At 72.2% G+C, this 17,001-nt stretch carries 17 protein-coding genes; 9 read left to right on the top strand and 8 right to left on the bottom strand.

The genetic code is table 11. The annotated features are described in order from the left end of the window. Positions 1 to 105: 105 nt before the first annotated feature. Complete coding sequence (locus tag ACGFMK_RS11585) at positions 106 to 696, bottom strand: TetR family transcriptional regulator (protein ID WP_392760804.1); 591 nt, start codon at positions 694 to 696, stop codon at positions 106 to 108. A gap of 138 nt (positions 697 to 834) precedes the next feature. Here ACGFMK_RS11585 and ACGFMK_RS11580 point away from each other — a divergent pair, with 138 nt between their 5' ends. Further along, the gene (locus ACGFMK_RS11580) at positions 835 to 2,937 is read left to right on the top strand and encodes a fatty acid desaturase (protein WP_392760802.1); all 2,103 of its coding nucleotides are present in this window, start codon (positions 835 to 837) and stop codon (positions 2,935 to 2,937) included. A 16-nt stretch (positions 2,938 to 2,953) separates the two neighbouring features. On the opposite strand, the gene ACGFMK_RS11575 is transcribed toward ACGFMK_RS11580, so the two are convergent. After that, complete coding sequence (locus ACGFMK_RS11575; protein ID WP_392760799.1) at positions 2,954 to 3,550, bottom strand: hypothetical protein; 597 nt, start codon at positions 3,548 to 3,550, stop codon at positions 2,954 to 2,956. A gap of 189 nt (positions 3,551 to 3,739) precedes the next feature. Between ACGFMK_RS11575 and ACGFMK_RS11570 the strand changes: the two genes are divergently transcribed. The 3 genes from ACGFMK_RS11570 (at position 3,740) to ACGFMK_RS11560 (ending at position 7,931) form a co-directional block, all read left to right on the top strand. After that, on the top strand, positions 3,740 to 5,305 hold the full coding sequence (locus ACGFMK_RS11570; RefSeq protein ID WP_392760798.1) for a sensor histidine kinase: 1,566 nt from the start codon (positions 3,740 to 3,742) through the stop codon (positions 5,303 to 5,305). Between the two features lie 100 nt (positions 5,306 to 5,405). Beyond that, the gene (locus tag ACGFMK_RS11565) at positions 5,406 to 7,274 is read left to right on the top strand and encodes an ArnT family glycosyltransferase (RefSeq protein WP_392760795.1); all 1,869 of its coding nucleotides are present in this window, start codon (positions 5,406 to 5,408) and stop codon (positions 7,272 to 7,274) included. Between the two features lie 99 nt (positions 7,275 to 7,373). Further along, entirely contained in the window at positions 7,374 to 7,931 is a 558-nt protein-coding gene (locus ACGFMK_RS11560) for a GNAT family N-acetyltransferase (protein WP_392760793.1), read from the top strand. On the opposite strand, the gene ACGFMK_RS11555 is transcribed toward ACGFMK_RS11560, so the two are convergent. Next, positions 7,876 to 9,042, bottom strand: coding sequence for a hypothetical protein (locus ACGFMK_RS11555; RefSeq protein WP_392760790.1), 1,167 nt, complete (start codon positions 9,040 to 9,042; stop codon positions 7,876 to 7,878). The genes ACGFMK_RS11560 and ACGFMK_RS11555 overlap by 56 nt on opposite strands. Further along, positions 9,039 to 10,112, bottom strand: a complete 1,074-nt coding sequence (locus ACGFMK_RS11550; protein WP_392760787.1) for a helix-turn-helix domain-containing protein — start codon at positions 10,110 to 10,112, stop codon at positions 9,039 to 9,041. The genes ACGFMK_RS11555 and ACGFMK_RS11550 overlap by 4 nt, the downstream gene beginning before the upstream one ends. A gap of 237 nt (positions 10,113 to 10,349) precedes the next feature. On the opposite strand from ACGFMK_RS11550, the gene ACGFMK_RS11545 reads away from it, so the two are divergent. The 4 genes from ACGFMK_RS11545 to ACGFMK_RS11530 all read left to right on the top strand — a co-directional run bounded on the left by ACGFMK_RS11545 (position 10,350) and on the right by ACGFMK_RS11530 (position 12,609). Next, positions 10,350 to 10,955, top strand: a complete 606-nt coding sequence (locus ACGFMK_RS11545; RefSeq protein WP_392760785.1) for a hypothetical protein — start codon at positions 10,350 to 10,352, stop codon at positions 10,953 to 10,955. 28 nt (positions 10,956 to 10,983) lie between these two features. After that, entirely contained in the window at positions 10,984 to 11,646 is a 663-nt protein-coding gene (locus ACGFMK_RS11540; protein ID WP_392760782.1) for a Crp/Fnr family transcriptional regulator, read from the top strand. Positions 11,647 to 11,725: 79 nt separating this feature from the next. Further along, complete coding sequence (locus ACGFMK_RS11535) at positions 11,726 to 11,992, top strand: hypothetical protein (protein ID WP_392760779.1); 267 nt, start codon at positions 11,726 to 11,728, stop codon at positions 11,990 to 11,992. Continuing rightward, entirely contained in the window at positions 11,989 to 12,609 is a 621-nt protein-coding gene (locus ACGFMK_RS11530) for a hypothetical protein (protein WP_392760778.1), read from the top strand. Before ACGFMK_RS11535 ends, ACGFMK_RS11530 begins: the two co-directional genes overlap by 4 nt. A gap of 3 nt (positions 12,610 to 12,612) precedes the next feature. Here the strand turns inward: ACGFMK_RS11530 and ACGFMK_RS11525 are convergent, their stop codons facing one another. The 4 genes from ACGFMK_RS11525 to ACGFMK_RS11510 are packed head-to-tail and all read right to left on the bottom strand — an operon-like array spanning position 12,613 to position 16,280. Continuing rightward, positions 12,613 to 13,665 (bottom strand): thiamine-monophosphate kinase, encoded by a 1,053-nt coding sequence (locus tag ACGFMK_RS11525; RefSeq protein ID WP_392760775.1) that lies wholly within the window; start codon positions 13,663 to 13,665, stop codon positions 12,613 to 12,615. Next, positions 13,649 to 14,281 (bottom strand): dCTP deaminase, encoded by a 633-nt coding sequence (gene dcd / locus ACGFMK_RS11520; RefSeq protein ID WP_392760772.1) that lies wholly within the window; start codon positions 14,279 to 14,281, stop codon positions 13,649 to 13,651. The genes ACGFMK_RS11525 and dcd overlap by 17 nt, the downstream gene beginning before the upstream one ends. Continuing rightward, entirely contained in the window at positions 14,278 to 15,039 is a 762-nt protein-coding gene (locus tag ACGFMK_RS11515) for a hypothetical protein (RefSeq protein ID WP_392760769.1), read from the bottom strand. The genes dcd and ACGFMK_RS11515 overlap by 4 nt, the downstream gene beginning before the upstream one ends. Before the next feature lie 29 nt (positions 15,040 to 15,068). Next, positions 15,069 to 16,280 carry a helix-turn-helix domain-containing protein gene (locus ACGFMK_RS11510; protein ID WP_392760766.1) on the bottom strand — a complete coding sequence of 404 codons (1,212 nt, stop codon included), beginning with the start codon at positions 16,278 to 16,280 and terminating at the stop codon, positions 15,069 to 15,071. A gap of 350 nt (positions 16,281 to 16,630) precedes the next feature. Here ACGFMK_RS11510 and ACGFMK_RS11505 point away from each other — a divergent pair, with 350 nt between their 5' ends. Next, the gene (locus ACGFMK_RS11505) at positions 16,631 to 16,960 is read left to right on the top strand and encodes a hypothetical protein (protein WP_392760763.1); all 330 of its coding nucleotides are present in this window, start codon (positions 16,631 to 16,633) and stop codon (positions 16,958 to 16,960) included. Positions 16,961 to 17,001 lie beyond the last annotated feature (41 nt).

Here is a 17,001-nt window from a genome sequence, read left to right as displayed (position 1 = left end):
TTGTGGTTGGACAATCCTGCGGAAATGGCCCCGGTCACCTGCAGACCGGGACGTCCGAGTCTAGGCCAGTGGCCCGCGCCGCCCGGGCGGGGGCCACCTGCGGCGTCAGGCGCCGAGCATCCGGCCGATCACCCAGCGCGTCTGGCCGCTCGCGTGCTCGGCCGAGCCGCTGGGCTGCACCAGGTGGGACAGCAGCAATCGCACGAAGGCCTCGACGGCGACGGTCCACTCCGACGCGGTCAGCGGGACCTCGGGGTAGGCGCGCGAGAACAGCGCCGCGACCGTCTCGACGGCCCGGCCGAGCACCGCCTCGGGCCGGGAGGTGAGCAGCGGGAGGAAGTCGTCGCGGCCGCCCTGCGCGCCGCCGAGCGCGATGGCGGCCAGCGGGTTGCCGCGGGCGGACTCGAGGATCTCCCGGAACGCGGCGGTGACGCCGTCGACGGCCCGGCCGGGGTACGCGGCGATGACCTCGCCGACCTGCGCCACGAACCGGTCGGTCTCGCGCAGGATCAGCATCTCGGCGAGCTCGGACTTGGAGCCCAGTTCGTTGTAGACGGTCTGCCTGCTGACGCCGACCTCCGCGGCCAGCTTGCCCATGGTGACGCCCGCCCAGCCGTCCACCCGGGTCAGCTCGGCGGCCGCGGCCAGCAGCCGCTCGCGGGTGCCGACCGGACCGGAGTGGGTGACGGCGTTCACAGGCCGATCTTAGCGTTGTACGGCGTTCCGCAGGCCGGCACCTTTTTTCGAAGCGTGCTGCAACGTTTACAAACGACGCCGGGTTGTCTACGGTGACTCCCGCCTGGCCAGGAGCTTCTCGACCGAGGAGACCGCTCGATGCCCGTCGTCGACACCCCGGCGCGCGGCTCCCTGGAATCGACGGAGTCCGCGCCCGGACTCCCGTTCCCCCGCGCGGTCCCCGCGCCGCGGCTGCCGCTGCCCGCGGTCTCGCTGCCGGCCGTGCTGCTGTTCGCCGGCGCCCTCGCGGTCTGGGCCGGATCGACGTGGCTGCTGCTGGCCGGGCTGGTGCCGGCGGCCGTGACCGTGGTGCTGAACACCGCCGCCACCTTCGCGATGTACACGGTGGTGCACGAGTCCGCGCACCACTCGGCCGGGAAGCTCACCTGGGTCAACGAAACGCTCGGCCGGCTGGCCGTCCTGTTCGTCGCGGCGTACGCGTCGTTCCCGTCGCTGCGGTACGTCCACGGTGAACACCACCGCCACACGAACGGGCCGGTCCGCGCCGACCCGGACGCCTGGGTCCAGCGCGGCCCGCGCTGGCAGCTGCCGCTGCGCTGGCTGACCCTCGACTTCTCCTACGCGCGCTGCTACTTCGCGCGGCTGCGGGCCCGCCCGCCGCACGAGCTGGCCGAGACGCTGGTGGTGCTGTCGGTGGCCGTGTCCGCCGGGGTGGCGCTGGTCGTGTCCGGCCACGGAACGGAACTGCTGCTGGTGTACCTGCTGCCGCAGCGGCTCGGCGTGGGACTGCTCGCCTGGGTGTTCGGCTGGCTGCCGCACCACGGGCTGCCCGCCGCCGGGCCGGCCGGTCGGTTCGGCACCACCCGCGTCCGCGTCGGCCACGAGCGGCTGCTGACCCCGGTGCTGCTGGCCCAGAACCTGCACCTGGTGCACCACCTGCACCCGGCCGTGCCGTTCCACCGCTACCGGCGGGTCTGGCTCGACAACCGCGAGGCGTACCTGGCCCGCGACGTCCCGATCAGCACCGGGTGGGGGCAGGAGCTGACCGTGGCCGGGTACCGGGCGATGGCGGGCCTCGACGACGTCCCGGACGACGCCGCGCCCGAGCCCGAGCCGCCGCCGTCGCTCGGGCCGAGCCGGTTCCACCGGCTGCGCGTCTCCGGCGTGCGGCCGCTGACCGCGGACGCCGTCGCGGTGACCCTGGCGGTGCCGCCACAGCTGGCGCCCGAGTTCCGGTTCACGCCGGGGCAGCACGTCGCCGTGCGCGCGGTGCTGGACGGGCGGCCGGTGCGGCGGACGTACTCGATCTGCGCACCGGCGGACGCGGGCGAGCTGCGGATCGCGGTGAAGAGACGCGCGGGCGGCGCGTTCTCCGGCTTCGCGACCACGACGCTGGCGGCGGGCGACTTCCTCGACGTGCTCCCGCCCTCGGGCGGGTTCACGCTCGTCCCGGACCCGGCGCGGACGGCGCACTACGTCGCGCTGGCCGCGGGCAGCGGCATCACCCCGGTGCTGTCCATCCTGGTCAGTGCGTTGCGGGCGGAGCCGCACAGCCGGGCGACCCTGTTGTACGTCAACACTTCCGGCGCGACGACGCTCTTCGCGACGGAGCTGACGGCGCTCGCGCAGGGGTTCGGCGGGCGGCTGCACGTCGTGCACTACCGCACCGACGAGCGCGACCCGGACCTGCACGCGCACCGCCCGGCCCGGACCTTCGACACGGTCGGCGAGGCGCTGGCCATCTCGCACGAGCGGTACCAGCGCGGCCGCCTCGACGGCACGCGGCTGCGGGCGCTGCTGCAGAACCGCCTGCACCCGGCGAAGGTCGACGAGTGGTTCCTCTGCGGCCCGCGCGGCCTGACCGACCTGGCGCGGCGGACGCTGGCCGACGCGGACGTCCCGGAGGAGAACGTCCACTTCGAACTGTTCCGCGGCGCGGCACCCCTGCGCGACCCGGCCGGGTTCCCGGCCGATGTGGCGGTGACGGTGGGCGGGACGACGACCCGGGTGCCCGCCAACGCCGGCGAAACGGTGCTGGACGCGGCGTTGCGGGCCGGGTTCGAGGTGCCGTACTCCTGCACGGGCGGCGCGTGCGGCACCTGCCGGGCGACGCTCCTGCAAGGCCAGGTCGAGATGGACGTCCGCTACGCCCTCACCGAAGACGACGCCGCCGCGGGCCGGATCCTGACCTGCCGGGCCCGCGCGACGACCCCGGAGGTCGCGGTCGACTACGACCGCTGACCCCGGGACCGCCGCGTCAGCCGGTCTGCGTGGGCGCGCCGGCGGGCGGCTGGCCCTGTTGGCCCTGCCCCGGTCCGGCGCCGGTCGTGCCTTCGGTCACCGACGTCGCCGTCGCCGTGTCGCCCGACTCCGTGGCCACCACGGTGACCGTGTCGCCGGACGCCACGCCCGTCGCCTGGGCCGAGGTGATCGTGTAGGTCTTCGAGAAGCCGTCGTCGCTCTGCGCGGTCAGGGACGTCGCGCTCAGCGCCGTCACCTTGCCGGTCTGCATGATCTTCGTGACGTAACCGCCGTTCCCGTCGGAGGAGACGTACTCGCCGTGCAGCGCCGAACCGAGCGCGCCGGCGCCGCCGGGACCGCCCCGCATCCCGCCCGCCGTGCCGCCCGGGCCCGCCGCGGTGCCCGTCGCCGCGGACGACGACGAGGCGGCCCAGATCGCCGCTCCCCCGCCGGCCACGATCACCGCCGCGACGGCACCGGCGGCGACCTTCTTGCCCGTCGGCCAGCCCGGCTTCCCCGGCGCGGGCGCGCCGCCCCAGCCCTGCTCCGGCGCGGCACCCCACGCCGGGTCCGAAGTGGACGGTGTCTGCTGCGGAGCCTGCGGTGTGGTCATTTCGTTACTCCTTCACGCGATGCGTTGCCGTGGTCCACGTTCCGGCCCGTCGCTGTGTGCGGACTGTGCCGACCGTCAGCCGTTCCTGTGACCGGAGGAACCGGACACGGCGCGACCCGTCGATCACCGCACAGCCGCCTCACAGGCAGCACACAACTCGCGCACACGGCACCGGCGGACGCTGAAGCCATGGCCGCGCGCACCCTCACGCCCCGCCCCCACCGGTCCGCCCGGCCGGGGCGGCTTTCGCTGCGCGCGAAGCTGACCGGCTCGATGGTCGTGCTGCTCACCGTGGTGTGCCTGATCGTCGGGGTCGTCAGCGAGTTCGCCCTCGACGTCTTCCTCACCCGCCAGGTCGACCAGCAGCTGTCGGCCGCGGCCACCCGTTCGCAGGTCTTCGCGAGCAACGCCGGCCGGCAGGACTTCCCGCCGGGCCTGCAGCCGCCCCAGGACCAGGGCACGGGCGAGCACCCGCTCGGGCAGAACGTCGGCACGGTCAGCGGCACCTTCGCCGGGTCGCTGCTGGTGCACGACGACAGCATCTCCGAGCACGGCGACCGGCTGCAGCTGTCCGCGGCCCAGCAGGCCGTGATGCTGTCGGTGCCCGCGGACGGCAAGCCGCACACCGTGTCCTTCGCCGACCTCGGCGAGTACCGGCTGATGGCGCTGCCGGTCACCGGGTCGTCCCAGGTCGTCGTCACCGGCCTGCCGCTGAAGCCGGTCACCGACACCCTGGTCACCGTCGGGCTGATCCTCTTCGGCGTCGCCGCGGCGGGTGTCCTCGGCGCGGCGTTCCTCGGCGCGTTCGCGGTCCGCCGCACGCTGCGGCCGCTCGACCGCGTCGCCGCCACCGCCGGACGCGTCACCCAGCTGCCGCTCGACCGCGGCCAGGTGGCGCTGTCCATCCGCGTCCCGGAGTCCGACACGGACCCGCGGACCGAGGTCGGCCAGGTCGGCTCGGCGCTGAACCTGATGCTCGGGCACGTCGCGCAGGCCCTCGAAGCGCGGCACGACAGCGAGCTGCGGGTCCGGCAGTTCGTCGCGGACGCCAGCCACGAGCTGCGCACCCCGCTGGCCGCGATCCGCGGGTACGCCGAGCTGGCCGCCCGCGGCAGCTCCCTGGTGCCGCCGGACGTTGCCCACTCGATGACCCGGATCCAGTCCGAGGCCGTCCGGATGTCCACGCTCGTCGAGGACCTGCTGCTGCTCGCCCGGCTCGACGCGGGCCGGCCGCTGGACGTGCGCGAGGTCGACCTCACCCGGCTCCTCGCGGACGCCGTCGGCGACGCGCGGGTCGCCGGGCGCGACCACCGGTGGCAGCTCGCCCTGCCGCCCGACCCGGTGCTCGTGCTCGGGGACGTCCAGCGCCTGCACCAGGTGCTGGCGAACCTGCTCGCCAACGCGCGCACGCACACCCCGCCCGGCACCACGGTGACGGCCGCGCTCGCCCGCACCAAGGACACCCACAGCGCCGTGCTGACGGTCACCGACGACGGCCCCGGCATCAACCCGGACCTGCTGCCCGACGTCTTCGAGCGGTTCGCCCGCGGCGACACGTCCCGCTCGCGCCACGCGGGCAGCACCGGGCTCGGGCTGGCGATCGCCTCCGCCGTCGTCGTCGCCCACCACGGCTCGATCGAGGTGCACAGCCGTCCCGGCCGGACGGAGTTCGCGGTGCGCCTGCCCGTGGCCGTCCCCGCACAGCGCGTGCACAGCGTCGGCACAACCCGGCCCCAGCTGGGCACCGGAAGCTGATCTCATGACCGCTGTGACATCCGGGGCTTCGCCCCGGGCCGGGGGCTCCGCCACCCGTAGCCCCCGACAAGAAGCCGGTGTCGCCTCGCGCGAACCCGCCGTGGCCCCTCCGGAGGGCACCTCCACCCCCGCCCGACCGCGCTGGACGCGTCCCGCGCTCGCCGCGCTGCTCGTGGGGACCGCCGTGCTCTACCTCTGGGGTCTCGGCGCCTCCGGCTGGGCCAACGCCTTCTACTCCGCGGCCGCGCAGGCGGGTTCGCAGAGCTGGAAGGCGCTGTTCTTCGGCTCCAGCGACGCGGCGAACGCGATCACCGTCGACAAGACCCCCGCCGCGCTGTGGGTGCTGGGGCTTTCGGCGCGGGTGTTCGGCGTCAACGCCTGGAGCGTCCTGGTGCCGCAGGCGCTGATGGGCGTCGGTTCGGTCTGGCTGCTGTACGCGACGGTTCGCCGGACGTCCGGTCCGGCCGCGGGCCTGGTCGCCGGGCTGGTGCTGGCGCTGACCCCGGTGGCGGCGCTGATGTTCCGGTTCAACAACCCGGACGCGCTGCTGGTGCTGCTGCTGGTCGCGGCCGCCTACTGCGTCGTCCGCGCGATCGAGAAGGCCGGACCGGGCTGGCTGGCACTGGCCGGCGTCGCGGTCGGTTTCGGCTTCCTGGCGAAGATGCTGCAGGCGTTCCTGGTGCTGCCGGCCTTCGCCGTGGCTTACCTCGTCGCCGCGCCGGTTTCTCTGGGCAAGCGGTTGCTGCACCTGCTCGGCGCGCTGGGCGCGACGGTCGTGGCCGCCGGCTGGTACCTGGTCGTCGTCGCGCTGTGGCCGGCGGCGGACCGGCCGTTCATCGGCGGCTCGCAGACGAACTCCCTGTGGGAACTGGTCTTCGGCTACAACGGTTTCGGCCGCATCACCGGCGACGAGGTGGGCAGTGTCGGCGGCGGCGGGGGTGCCGGCGGCACCTGGGGTTCGACCGGCCTGACCCGGCTGTTCGGCAGCGAGATGGCCGGTGGCATCGCGTGGCTGATCCCGGCGGCGCTGCTCGCGCTGGGCGCGGGCCTGTGGTTCACCCGCCGGGCCCCGCGCACCGACCGGTCCCGCGCGGCCCTGATCGTCTGGGGCGGCTGGTTCCTGGTGACGGCCCTGGTGTTCAGCTACATGGGCGGCATCATCCACCCGTACTACACCGTGGCCCTGGCCCCGGCCATCGCCGCGCTGGTCGGCACGGCGGCGGCCCAGTTGTGGCGCCTGCGGTCGCGCCCGTCGGCGTCCGGCCTGCTCAGCGGCGGCGTGGCTCTGACGGCCGTCACGGCGTATCTGCTGCTGTCGGGATCGTCGTGGCAGCCGTGGCTGGCTCCCACGGTGCTCATCGGCGGTCTCTTGGCGGCGGTGGCCCTGTTCTTCGCGGCCCACCTGACCCGCTGGGCGGCGTCTGCGGTCGCCGCGTTCGCCTTGGTGGTACTGCTGGCGGGTTCCGGCGCGTACACGCTGGCCACCGCGGCGACAACGCACAGCGGCGCGATCCCGTCGGCCGGCCCTTCTTCAGGTTTCGGCGGTCGCGGCTTTGGCGGCGGCCCGGGCGGCTTCGGCGGCGGCGGTCGCGGCGGCGGACCGGGTTCCCTGCTGACGACGACGCTCCCGGGCGCCCAGCTCACGGCGTTGCTGAAGCAGGACGCGTCGAAGTACACGTGGACGGCGGCCACGGTCCTGTCGAACGCGGCGGCGGGCTACCAGCTGGCGAGCGACGCCCCGGTGATGGCGGTGGGCGGCTTCAACGGAACGGACCCGTACCCGACGCTGGAACAGTTCCAGCAATACGTCGCGAGCGGCCGCATCCACTACTTCCTGGGCGAAGGCATGACGATGCGGGGCAGCAGCGGCTCGGACGCGGCCCAGCAGATCGCCGACTGGGTGGCGTCGACCTACCAGTCGACGACGGTGGACGGCGTGACCGTCTACGACCTCACCGCGGCCGCCTGAGGAACGGCCCGACGAAAGCAGGGTCAGGGCCGGATGACCTGGTCAACGCCGTGCCGCCTCCGGCACTATGGAAGCAGCCGGAGAACGGAGTCGCTGCAGATGACCGAGCCCCATGTGTGGCGGGCCCGATCCGCAGACCTGATTCCGTTCGCCACAGCCCTCGGCGACGACGGATTCCTCGTCGATCGCCTGGCACGCCAGGAAAATCGTCAGGGCGTCCTGTTCTTCGCGTGGCTGGGCACCCGCCCGGCCGGCGTCGTCTACCTGTGGCTGGAGGAGGCCGAGGAGCCGCCGATCCACGCCCACCTCCCCGGCGTCGCGCTGCTCACCCACCTGCAGGTTCACACCGAGCTGCGCAGACGCGGCGTCGGGACGGCCCTGGTCGGCGCGGTGGAGCAGCACCTCGCCGAGCAGGGCCGCGAGCGGGTCGCACTGGCGGTCCGCACGGACAACCCGGCCGCGGCGCGTCTGTACGACAAGCTCGGCTACCGGGACTGGGGCCACGACACGGTGACCTGCTACGCGCGGGTGACCTTGCGCAACGGCGGCGTCCTCGAAGTGCCGGAACTCTGCCACGTACTGGTCAAGGACCTGACGCCGGTCACCCCCGCGCCGCGAACGGAGTGCCGGACGATCGGCGCCGCACAGCAGGGCTGATCCGGCGGCCGGGGCCGGGCTGGACCACGGTGTCGATCCGCAGGGTGGCCAGGGCCGACTCGATGCCGATGCCGCGCGGGTGCCGGCCGAGGTGGGCGCGCCACTGCACGCCGTCCGCCCGCCACGCACGCAGGTACTGCACGCACAGTTCCGGCGTGATGAGGTGACTGCGCCCGATCGCCGCTTTGAGGCAGGCGACCATCCTGGCCTTCTGCGCCTCGTCGACCTCGGCGGTCCGCACGAGATCGATGGTGGACTGGATGATCCGCCGCCGGTCGGGCAGGAATTCGCGCCAGTACCGCTCGTCGGCGTCCTCGAGACCGCCGCCGTTGTCCAGCAAGCCGTACACGCCTTCGGCAAGGGTGTCGCCCAGCTCTTCACCGCGGGCGCGCCGGGCGTCCCGGTACGGGTCGTACGGGTGCTGGATCGCGGTGCCGGTGACCGCCGACGGCCGCAGCCGCAGGCCGTCCAGCAGGAAGAACCAGTCCTCGTTGTAGATGTTGGGGAAGAACGAGCCGAACGCCGCCTCACCGACGACCAGCGCGCCGCCACCGATGAAGGTCTCCTGCGCCGCGCCGATGTCACGCAGGGCGTGGCACACCACGGAGTTGTCCGGCATCCCGGAGTTGGCCAGCCCGACCACGGCGTGCTCGCCGAGCAGCCCGGCCGCCGCGGCGACGTCGGCGGGATCGGGCAGGACGATGTCGTCGTCGAGGAAGAGAATCCGCTTCCACCCCGCGATGCGCGCGATCAGCAGGCCGAGATTCCGTTTGAAACTGGTGTCGACCTTCCGCTGGAACCGGCGGTTGAGCAGCAGTCGATCAGTGGCGAAGTCGGGGACGAGACCAGCGGGCACCTCGTCGATGTTGATCGCCGCGACCCGCACGCCGGCGCGTTTCGCTTCCAAAGCCGCGCTGGAGGCGTCGCCGCGCATGCTGCACAACACGAGGAGGAAGACGTCGTTCTCCTTCGCCGCGGCGATCGCCTGCCGCAGATAAGGAGCCGTACGCCCGTTCGGCACGATGATCGCGTCCAGCGCCGCGCGCGGAGCACCGTCGGCTTCGACGTTCGTCAGCAGGTTCTTGTGCGACGGGTGTTGCCGGAGGTTCATGGGGCGTCGGGCCACTCGTGCAGGCGGTTCTCCGCCAGCGTCCAGTCCGGGGTCAGGCCCTTGCCCGCCACCACGGGCACCCGGCTGATGATGCTGAACGACTCCGCGTCGCCGAAGCGCTGCCGCAGGTAGTCCCAGTTCCGGTCACGGAACCGGGAGTCGGTGAGGGCGCGAACCGCGCCGAGGGTGCCACGTCCGTACATACCATTGCACACGGTCACCGTGCGCTTTCGGTTGAACGGACTGACCCCTCTGTAAAAGTGCGCCACGTCTTCCAAGAGGTGACCTTCGCTGTCCAGCTGCGGTGGAAAGAGCTCCGACCCGCTCGCCCGCTCCACGCGGAAGCCGCCAGGTTCGCTGGTCGGTGCCGCGTCGTCGCGTACGACCTGGTGCACCGGCAGCTCGACCCGTTCGATGACATCGCGGGTGACGGTGTTCCAGTCGACGCCACCGAGCAGGACGAGGTGGGTCGTGTAGTCGTCGGGGGTCAGCTCTTCCGTGGTGTGGAAGGCGACCTGGTGCCGGGGGTTGACGGACCTGATGTGGCCGAACAGTTCGATCAAGGCGTCGGGATCGGCGTAAGTGTACAGAGACGTGAAGTCCGCGCTTTCCGGGTCCGCATAGGACAGATGCCGGCGCAGCTCCGGCGGAAGGCGGGCGCAGACGATGGTGATGTCCTCGTTCTCCGGGAACCGCCAGGCGTCGTCGTTCTCCGGCTCGGCCGTGGCCCGCTCGCGCCCATCCCGGAGCCAGAGCAGCTCGTCCAGCAGCTCGTCGCGATCGACCCGCTCGTCGTCCGTCAGTTCTTCGAGTGGGAGGACCCGCAGCGTTCCGCCGTTCTCGGACCGGCGCGTCGCGAACAGCGTCGCGTACGCCTCGAGCCGCCGGACCGGTGGCCGGACCGGCCGGTCGGTGTTCTCCCACGACGAGATCAGGGAGATGCTCAGTGGCTTGGTCCCCCCGAGAGCTTCGGCGAGCTGAAGCTGGGTGATGCCCGCATCGGGCCAGTGCTTCTCCCGCAACGCCCGCAGGCGGCGGGCGAGGGCGGGCCGCGGCGCAACTGGGGACACGACTCCCGCCACCCTTCAGTAAATTTCAGTACTGCGAGCGAGTGGCTAGAGCGTACTCCCACGCCCTGGAGGCTCGGTCGGCGACCCGCCGAAGCGAGGACTGAAACGTTACGTGACGCGGAACTTCCTCACACCAAACAGATAACGGCGATTCATCTCAGTTGTTCCAGGGTAATCCAGGGCCTACAGTCAACTTGACTGAACTTCAGTTGACACCTGAAGGCAGGAGCGGGCGCCATGAGAACACCCACGGACATACCCCGGCACCGGGCCATCGTGGCGGTCGACATCGAGGGGTCGACCAGCCGGACGAACTCGGTGCGTGCCCTGCTCCGGAACGTCCTCTTCCAGCTGCTCGACGAGGCCTTCACCACCGGTGGGGTCGGCCCGAAGCACCGGGAACCGTTCGTCGACCGCGGCGACGGCGCGCTGTGCCTCGTCCGGCCCTTCGACCAGGTGCCCAAGACCCTGCTGCTCGCGACGGTCGTCCCCGCGCTGGCCGAGCTGCTCGAAAAGCACGCCCGAAACCTGCCCGACCTCGCCTTCCGGCTCCGCGTCGCGGTGCACTCGGGCGAAGTGCACCGCGACAAGCGCGGGCCGTACGGCGAAGACGTCGACATCGCGTGCCGGCTCGTCGACGCGCCCGAGCTGAAGCGGCGGCTGCGCGACACCGCCGAACCGCTCGCGCTCGCCGTGTCGCAGGAGATCCACCGCGCGGTCGTGCGGCACGGCTACCCCGGGATCGACGGTGGCGCCTTCACGCAAGCCGTCCAGATCAAATTGGGCGAAGAACGGCTCAGAGGCTGGCTGTACACCCCCGAGGCAGGCCGCCTCATCGCGTAGACGCCGGACGACCGGAGGAGGTGGGGACATGGGAACAAGTGGCTTCTGGGACGAGCTGGATACCGCCGACCAAGAGGTGCTCGCCAAGTCCGCGCGCCGGCGGAGCTTCCGGCGCGGAGACACGGTCTGCCGCGAAGGCGACCTCTCCACCGGGGTGCTGCTGGTGCTGGCCGGGCACGTCCGGATCGTCAACGGCACCCCCGACGGCCGCGACGTGGTCGTCGGGATCCGCGGGCCGGGCGACGTCGTCGGGGAGCTCGCGGCGCTCGACGCCCTGCCCCGCTCGGCGACCATCGAGGCGCTCGAGGACCTGGACGTCCTGGAGGTTCCCGGCGACCGGTTCGTCTCGCTGTGCCGGACGGAGTCCCGGATCTCCTGGGCGCTGCTGCTCGTCCTCAGCTCGCGCCTGCGTTCGGTCGGCAGGCAGTGGCTGGACCTCGGCAGCGGGGCCGCGTCCCGGCGGGTCGCGGCGCAGCTGATGCAGCTGGCCGTCCAGCACGGGGTGCGGCGCGGCGAGGACATCGAAATCTCCGTGCCGGCCACGCAGGCGGAGCTGGCGATGACCGCGGCGATCTCCCGCGAATCGTGGGCGCGCGCGACGCGGGATCTGCGGCGGCAGGGCGTGATCAGCACGGGCAGGCGCCAGGTGACGATCCACCGCCTGGGCGAACTTCGACGACTGGCGAGCTGAATTCTTCCTTCTGTGTCAGCTGACACAGAAGGAAGAGCGAGCCGGAGGTTTCCTGGATCCACGGCAGAGGAGGGCTTTCATGGACCCGTACATCACCGCTCCACGCAGCAGCCGCTGGCGCCGGGGCGTCTACGCGGCCGGTCTCGTCATCCCCTTCACCGCGTCACAGCTGTGGGCGCTGCTGGTGCTGCTGCGGCTCGCGCCCCTCGACGGCCTGGTGGGGCAGGCCCTGGTGCTGGTCCTGCTGGGCTCCGTCGCCGCGATCTGGGCGGGCTGGCGCTGGACCTGGCGGCTCGGCCGGGACAAGGACGTGCAGCCGGCCCCGAAAACCCGGATTCCGACATGACCCCCGCGTTCGCGATCGTCTTGCTGGCCGTCGCGGCCGGACGCCTCACCCACCACTTCGGCGGCCTCCTGCGCCGCCGGTTTTCCGGAAGGAGCAAGGAAATGACGACTCGGCAGGTGCCCTCGCGATTCCCGATGCGGGTGTACCACTGGCGGTGGGAGCTGCTCGCCGTGACGCTGCTCCCCTTCGGCCTGGTGATGTTCGCGGTCTGGGCGGGCCCGGCGTGGTCGTCGGCCACCCTGGCCGCTGTCCTGCTCCTGGCCGTGCTGCGACGCCGCCAGGTGCGGACCCGGCTCCAGGCGGTGCTGGTGCAGCACCGCCTGCGCGCGGCGTTCCCGGCGCTGCGCCTGCCCGGCGGCCGCCGCCCGGCGATCCTCTGGACCCGCCCCCGCGGCGGCGACATCGTGGTCTCGCTGTACGGCCGTGAGGCGTTCGAGCACCTCCACCGCCACCGCACGGTCCTCGCGGCCGCGTGCTCGGTACCGGAGGTCTACGTGGACCGGCACCCGAGGTTCGCGAGCCTGGTGACGCTGACGATCAGCCCGGTGGCGGCCTACCGCGAGCCGGGACGTGCGGCGCTGCCGAGCAACGTGGTGCCCCTGCGGGTCCACAGCTGAGCTTCAGCGCGCCTTGAACATGTCGGTGATCAAGGTGGACGGTTCGCCGCCGTGCCACGAGCTGGCCGAGAACCGCTCCTGGGCGACCCCTCGCCAAGGAGCGTTTTCGGCGCCCAGCGTGAGCTGTTCGGACGCGGTCAGGGTCCCGATCTCCTGAGCGGCGACACCTTCTTCGCGCAAGGTCTTCGAAGCCAGCTCGACGTCCTCCGCCCGGACCACGACGACGAGTCCCCAGTCGCCCCAGGTCTGGGCGAGGTCGAAGGGGAGCAGGCCGGCCTGCCCGGCCACCGCGGCCACCAGTGCGTCCAGCTGGAACTCCGCACTGAGTGCCGCACCGAGGCCGTTCGCCTCGCAGAGGGTGCGGACGGTGGCGAACAAGCCGTCGGAGACGTCCATCGCCGCCCGTGCGAGCCCGGGCGTCGCCAGCAGCTGCCCGGCCTTCAGCTGGGCCATGGGCCGGGACGCGCGCCGCCAGAGCTCCTCGGCCTCGGGCGGCGGGAGCGTCGCCTGCCCCGTCTTCAGCAGGGCGGCGGCCCAGAGGTGACCGGGCGCCCCGACCAGCAGCAGACGGTCCCCGGCTCGCGCTCCGGACCGCCGGAGCCGGGTGCCCGGGACACACCGGCCGATGGCCGTCGCCGACAGGTGGATGGCCGCGCCGTCGCGGATGTCGCCGCCGGCGACGTGGGTGCCGTGCGCCGCGCAGCAGTCGTCGACGCCGTCCAGCAGCCGCTCGAAGTCCGCCACCGTGGTCGTCTTGGGCAGCGTGTAGTTGACGACGAGGCCGAGCGGCTCGGCGCCGGCGGCGGCCAGGTCGGACAGGTTGATCGTGGCCAGCAACCAGCCCGCGTGGTAGAGGTCGGGCTCGCCGAAGAGGTTCACCAGCGGCGTCGGGCAGCTGTCGGTGGTCGCGACGAGCTCGCTCGGTGACGTCACCTTCGCGAGCAGCGCGCTGTCGTCGCCGAAGCCTTCGGTACTCGCGTACCGCGGCTTCAGCACTCGCTCCTGGATCCCCCGTTCGCCGAGGTCACCCAGGCACAGCTCAGAAGCTCCGGACATGGTCAGCCAATCGGGACGCGGCGACCGCGTGGTCGCTCGAGTAGTTGTGCGGCATGACGTCGTAGGACTGCTCGCTCCCGGTCGAAGCGAACAGCATCAAGTTGCAGATCCGCGTCTCCGGATACAACAGCACCGGGTGCCGGAGGTGGTTGACGATCTCCAGCGTGATCACCGCGAGCCCGCCACGGCCGAAGCCGGGGCTCACCTGACCGCACAGAACGACACTGATGCCGAGCCGCGCGTAGTCGCTGGTGCCGTCGACCAGTCCGACCAGGTTTTCGGAAAGACCGATCTTCTCCAGTGTAGGAGCGAGCACAACTTCGCCGGGCTCGACGACGAGGCGTCCCTTGCCGTCGAGTTCCTTCGGCACCAGTTCCGGGTACGTCGTCCGGTCGGCGATGTCGACCGTCCCCCGGCTCTGCAGGCCGAACGCCTCGTGCCCGAGCCGCAGGCTCAGCGCGGCGGGACGCACGAAGGCCGCGTCGAACGGGTCGACGCGCAGTTCGCCGCTGCTGTGCGCGCGCCGGATGGCCCGGTCGGTCAGCACCCCGCGGCGGGCTCGCCAGAGCGGGATCCGCCATCTCCTGACCCGGGATTCCGGCTGCACGAACGTCATGGTGAGACCGTCCGGTCGAGGTTTGAAAGGACTTCGCTCACGAGCCCCGTGAAATCCGCCTCGGTGAGGTCGAGGTTCGGCTGGTCGTCGCTGTCCCCCGGCCTGCAGTAGACGACGGTGGTCGGCGTCCGGCGGGGGCCCTGGACCACGACCGTCGCGGTGAGACCGGCGTCGACCGGGCGCACGGTGTGCACGATCGACGTGTCGCACCGGTACACGTCACCGTCGCCGACGTGCCGCACCCGGGTGGGCTTGAGCCGCACCTCGCCGTCGGCGACCAGGGCGGCCGGGTTCGTGGGGTCGGTGCCGTAGCGGTACCGGCGGAAGGGCTTGCCCGTTTCGGCGACCTCCGCGAACTCGACCATGTGCGTGCCGGCGCCGGTGAGCACGTGGGAGGCGAACTCCCACCGGTGACTGTGCGGATTGGACTCCCCGGCGGAGACGACCGCGCTCCGCGGCCAGACGTGCAGCCGGATCCGGAACTCGGGCTCGACGCTCGCGTGGAGGACGATCTTCGCGAAACCGTTGGGGTGCCAGTAAGAGCGTTTCGCGATGTCGGCGACCGCCGCGCCGTCGGCGGCGAGCCCGGCCAGCCAGGACGCGAACGAACCACGGTTGTCGCGGACGTGCTCGGCCGCGCGCAGAAGGCGGTCCAGACCGGGCCCGGAGTCGTTGCCGGGGAAGATTTCCGCGAGCCGGCGCAGGAAAGGATGGCCTTCCGACGGGTCGGAGGCCGCGACGTAGGACGGCGTGCTCATGGTGCGGGGAGTTCTCGATTCTACGGCTGCTACGGAGGTGTCAGCATTGAGCGCGGGAACGCCAGGGCAGCGCCCCGGAGTGCGGTGACTGCGTCGAGTGTCATCCAGATCGGGAGGTCCCCGCTGCCCCAGGCCCATAAGCCGACTCCCGCTTCGTAGCGTTCCCACAGGGATTTGAGGGCACCGTCCACCCGGGACGACGGAACTCGCGATGCCTCGGTCAGGGCCTGCAGGACCCAGGCCGACGTGAAGTGGCTGATGTTCACCGGGCGAGGCGGCTCGCCGTGCGGTTGCGGGAGCACGAGGCCTTCGGAGACGCCGTTGTCGGGCTGGTTCAACCCGATCAGCCACTCGGTGCCCGCCTCGAGGGCTTCCCCGACCTCGGCGCGGTCGTCGCCGTTGCGGGCCAGCGCGCGCAACGCCATCAGGGCCCGCGCGGTGTGCACCGCGGACGCCTCGGGCGACACCAGGCCCTCTTCCTTCTTCTCGCCCCAGAGCCGGACCCCGCCGAAGTCGAGCCGGGTGGCCAGCAGGTCGTCGGCGAGTTCGCGGGTGAACGGCGCGTCCGGCCGCAGCCGGACCGCGGTGCGCAACGCGGTGGCGAGCAGGAACGGCCGCGTCCGGCTGTAGGCGTCGAGGGAGCGCTCGAGGTAGCGGAGACCGTCCTCGGCGGACAGGATCGTGCTCGCCTGGAACAGCGCGTCCACCACCGCCGCGGTGACCTCCGGCCGACGGCCCTTCGCCCGGCCCTGCCAGCCGTATTCGGAACGTGCCTCGTAGAGATCGTGGACGACCGGATGTAGGTCGATGTAGGGATCGCCTACTACGGTCATCGCACTGATCCCGTAGGCGGTCGCCAGAGTGGTCTGCGGATTGTGCTGCTGCAGGTTGTGCCGCCAGCCGATGGCCCGGCCGTGCTCGTCCCGGATCAGGGCGTCCGCCAGGGCGCGGCCCGCGCGGCGGAAGACCTCCTGCAGCGAGCCGGCCGTGGTGATCACCGACGGCGGGGCCTGACCGGGCGCCCGAGCCGCTTCCGTCTTCTCGACCAGGGCATTCGCCGCTCGGAAGTAATCATCGAGCAGGCGGGCGTTCTCCGCCGACGGCAGGTACCGGCCGGTCTCCCACTGGGTCAGGTTCGCCCGGCTCACCCCGACGGCTCGCGCGACGTCGGCCTGCGTCTGGCCGGCCGCCTTGCGCAGCCGGCGCAGCTCCACGCCCACCTGTTCAGGGGTCGTTATCACATCAGTACCTATCGGTTGCGCGGCAGCCGACTTATCATCAGGTAGGTAGGGACCGTGCACTGACCTTACCTACTTAAGTAGGCGACCGTAGGGAGGTGACAATACATGGACACAGAGCGCAGCGTAACACCAGCACCTCCTCAGGATCCGCACCCGGGCCGGACTCGACCCGAAGCGGTGATAACCGCAGCTCGCGGCCCACCTGATCACGGGATTCGGTCGCGACCACCACGCGCACCTGGGCCACTACAGAAAGTGTCGGGCGGCCTCCCCGAGCCGCTTGCGGGCCACCCTGCCGACCAGGCCGGACCGCCCTTCCGAGTTCGCGCGCAGCAGCGGGGGTGTCCCGGATGAAAGACCACCACAACCTACCTACGTCCGCATCACGACGCTGGTTCGATCGTGTCGCCGAGCGGCTGGGCAACTGGCTGTTCGCCACCGACGAAGACGCCCGGGCCGAGGCCCGCGGCTGGCAGGTGCACCGCGCGCCGAACGGCCGGACGCGCACCTACCGCGACCCCCGCTGGGACACCGTGCACGCCTGCCGCGACTGCGGCGGCCACGGGCTCAGCCCCACCGACGGCGCCGCCTGCCCGGCCTGCGCCGGTACCGGAGTCGTCCGCTCGGCGACCGGGGCCCCGGGGGCGGTGGGCGGCGGGTGGGGAGGGGGACGGGACTGAGCCCCCACCCCACACCCGCGCACGGGCCCGCGGTGGGCCCG

Origin of the sequence: Amycolatopsis sp. NPDC049252 (assembly GCF_043197175.1) — a bacterium.
Classification (GTDB): Bacteria; Actinomycetota; Actinomycetes; order Mycobacteriales; family Pseudonocardiaceae; genus Amycolatopsis.
This window is presented reverse-complemented; position numbering and strand designations above follow the sequence as displayed.

Coding starts and splice junctions, on each gene's coding strand:
- ACGFMK_RS11580 (WP_392760802.1), top strand. CDS start 835: ATGCCCGTCGTCGACACCCCGGCGCGCGGCTCCCTGGAATCGACGGAG.
- ACGFMK_RS11575 (WP_392760799.1), bottom strand. CDS start 3,550: ATGACCACACCGCAGGCTCCGCAGCAGACACCGTCCACTTCGGACCCG.
- ACGFMK_RS11570 (WP_392760798.1), top strand. CDS start 3,740: ATGGCCGCGCGCACCCTCACGCCCCGCCCCCACCGGTCCGCCCGGCCG.
- ACGFMK_RS11560 (WP_392760793.1), top strand. CDS start 7,374: ATGACCGAGCCCCATGTGTGGCGGGCCCGATCCGCAGACCTGATTCCG.
- ACGFMK_RS11555 (WP_392760790.1), bottom strand. CDS start 9,042: ATGAACCTCCGGCAACACCCGTCGCACAAGAACCTGCTGACGAACGTC.
- ACGFMK_RS11545 (WP_392760785.1), top strand. CDS start 10,350: ATGAGAACACCCACGGACATACCCCGGCACCGGGCCATCGTGGCGGTC.
- ACGFMK_RS11540 (WP_392760782.1), top strand. CDS start 10,984: ATGGGAACAAGTGGCTTCTGGGACGAGCTGGATACCGCCGACCAAGAG.
- ACGFMK_RS11535 (WP_392760779.1), top strand. CDS start 11,726: ATGGACCCGTACATCACCGCTCCACGCAGCAGCCGCTGGCGCCGGGGC.
- ACGFMK_RS11530 (WP_392760778.1), top strand. CDS start 11,989: ATGACCCCCGCGTTCGCGATCGTCTTGCTGGCCGTCGCGGCCGGACGC.
- ACGFMK_RS11525 (WP_392760775.1), bottom strand. CDS start 13,665: ATGTCCGGAGCTTCTGAGCTGTGCCTGGGTGACCTCGGCGAACGGGGG.
- dcd (WP_392760772.1), bottom strand. CDS start 14,281: ATGACGTTCGTGCAGCCGGAATCCCGGGTCAGGAGATGGCGGATCCCG.
- ACGFMK_RS11515 (WP_392760769.1), bottom strand. CDS start 15,039: ATGAGCACGCCGTCCTACGTCGCGGCCTCCGACCCGTCGGAAGGCCAT.
- ACGFMK_RS11505 (WP_392760763.1), top strand. CDS start 16,631: ATGAAAGACCACCACAACCTACCTACGTCCGCATCACGACGCTGGTTC.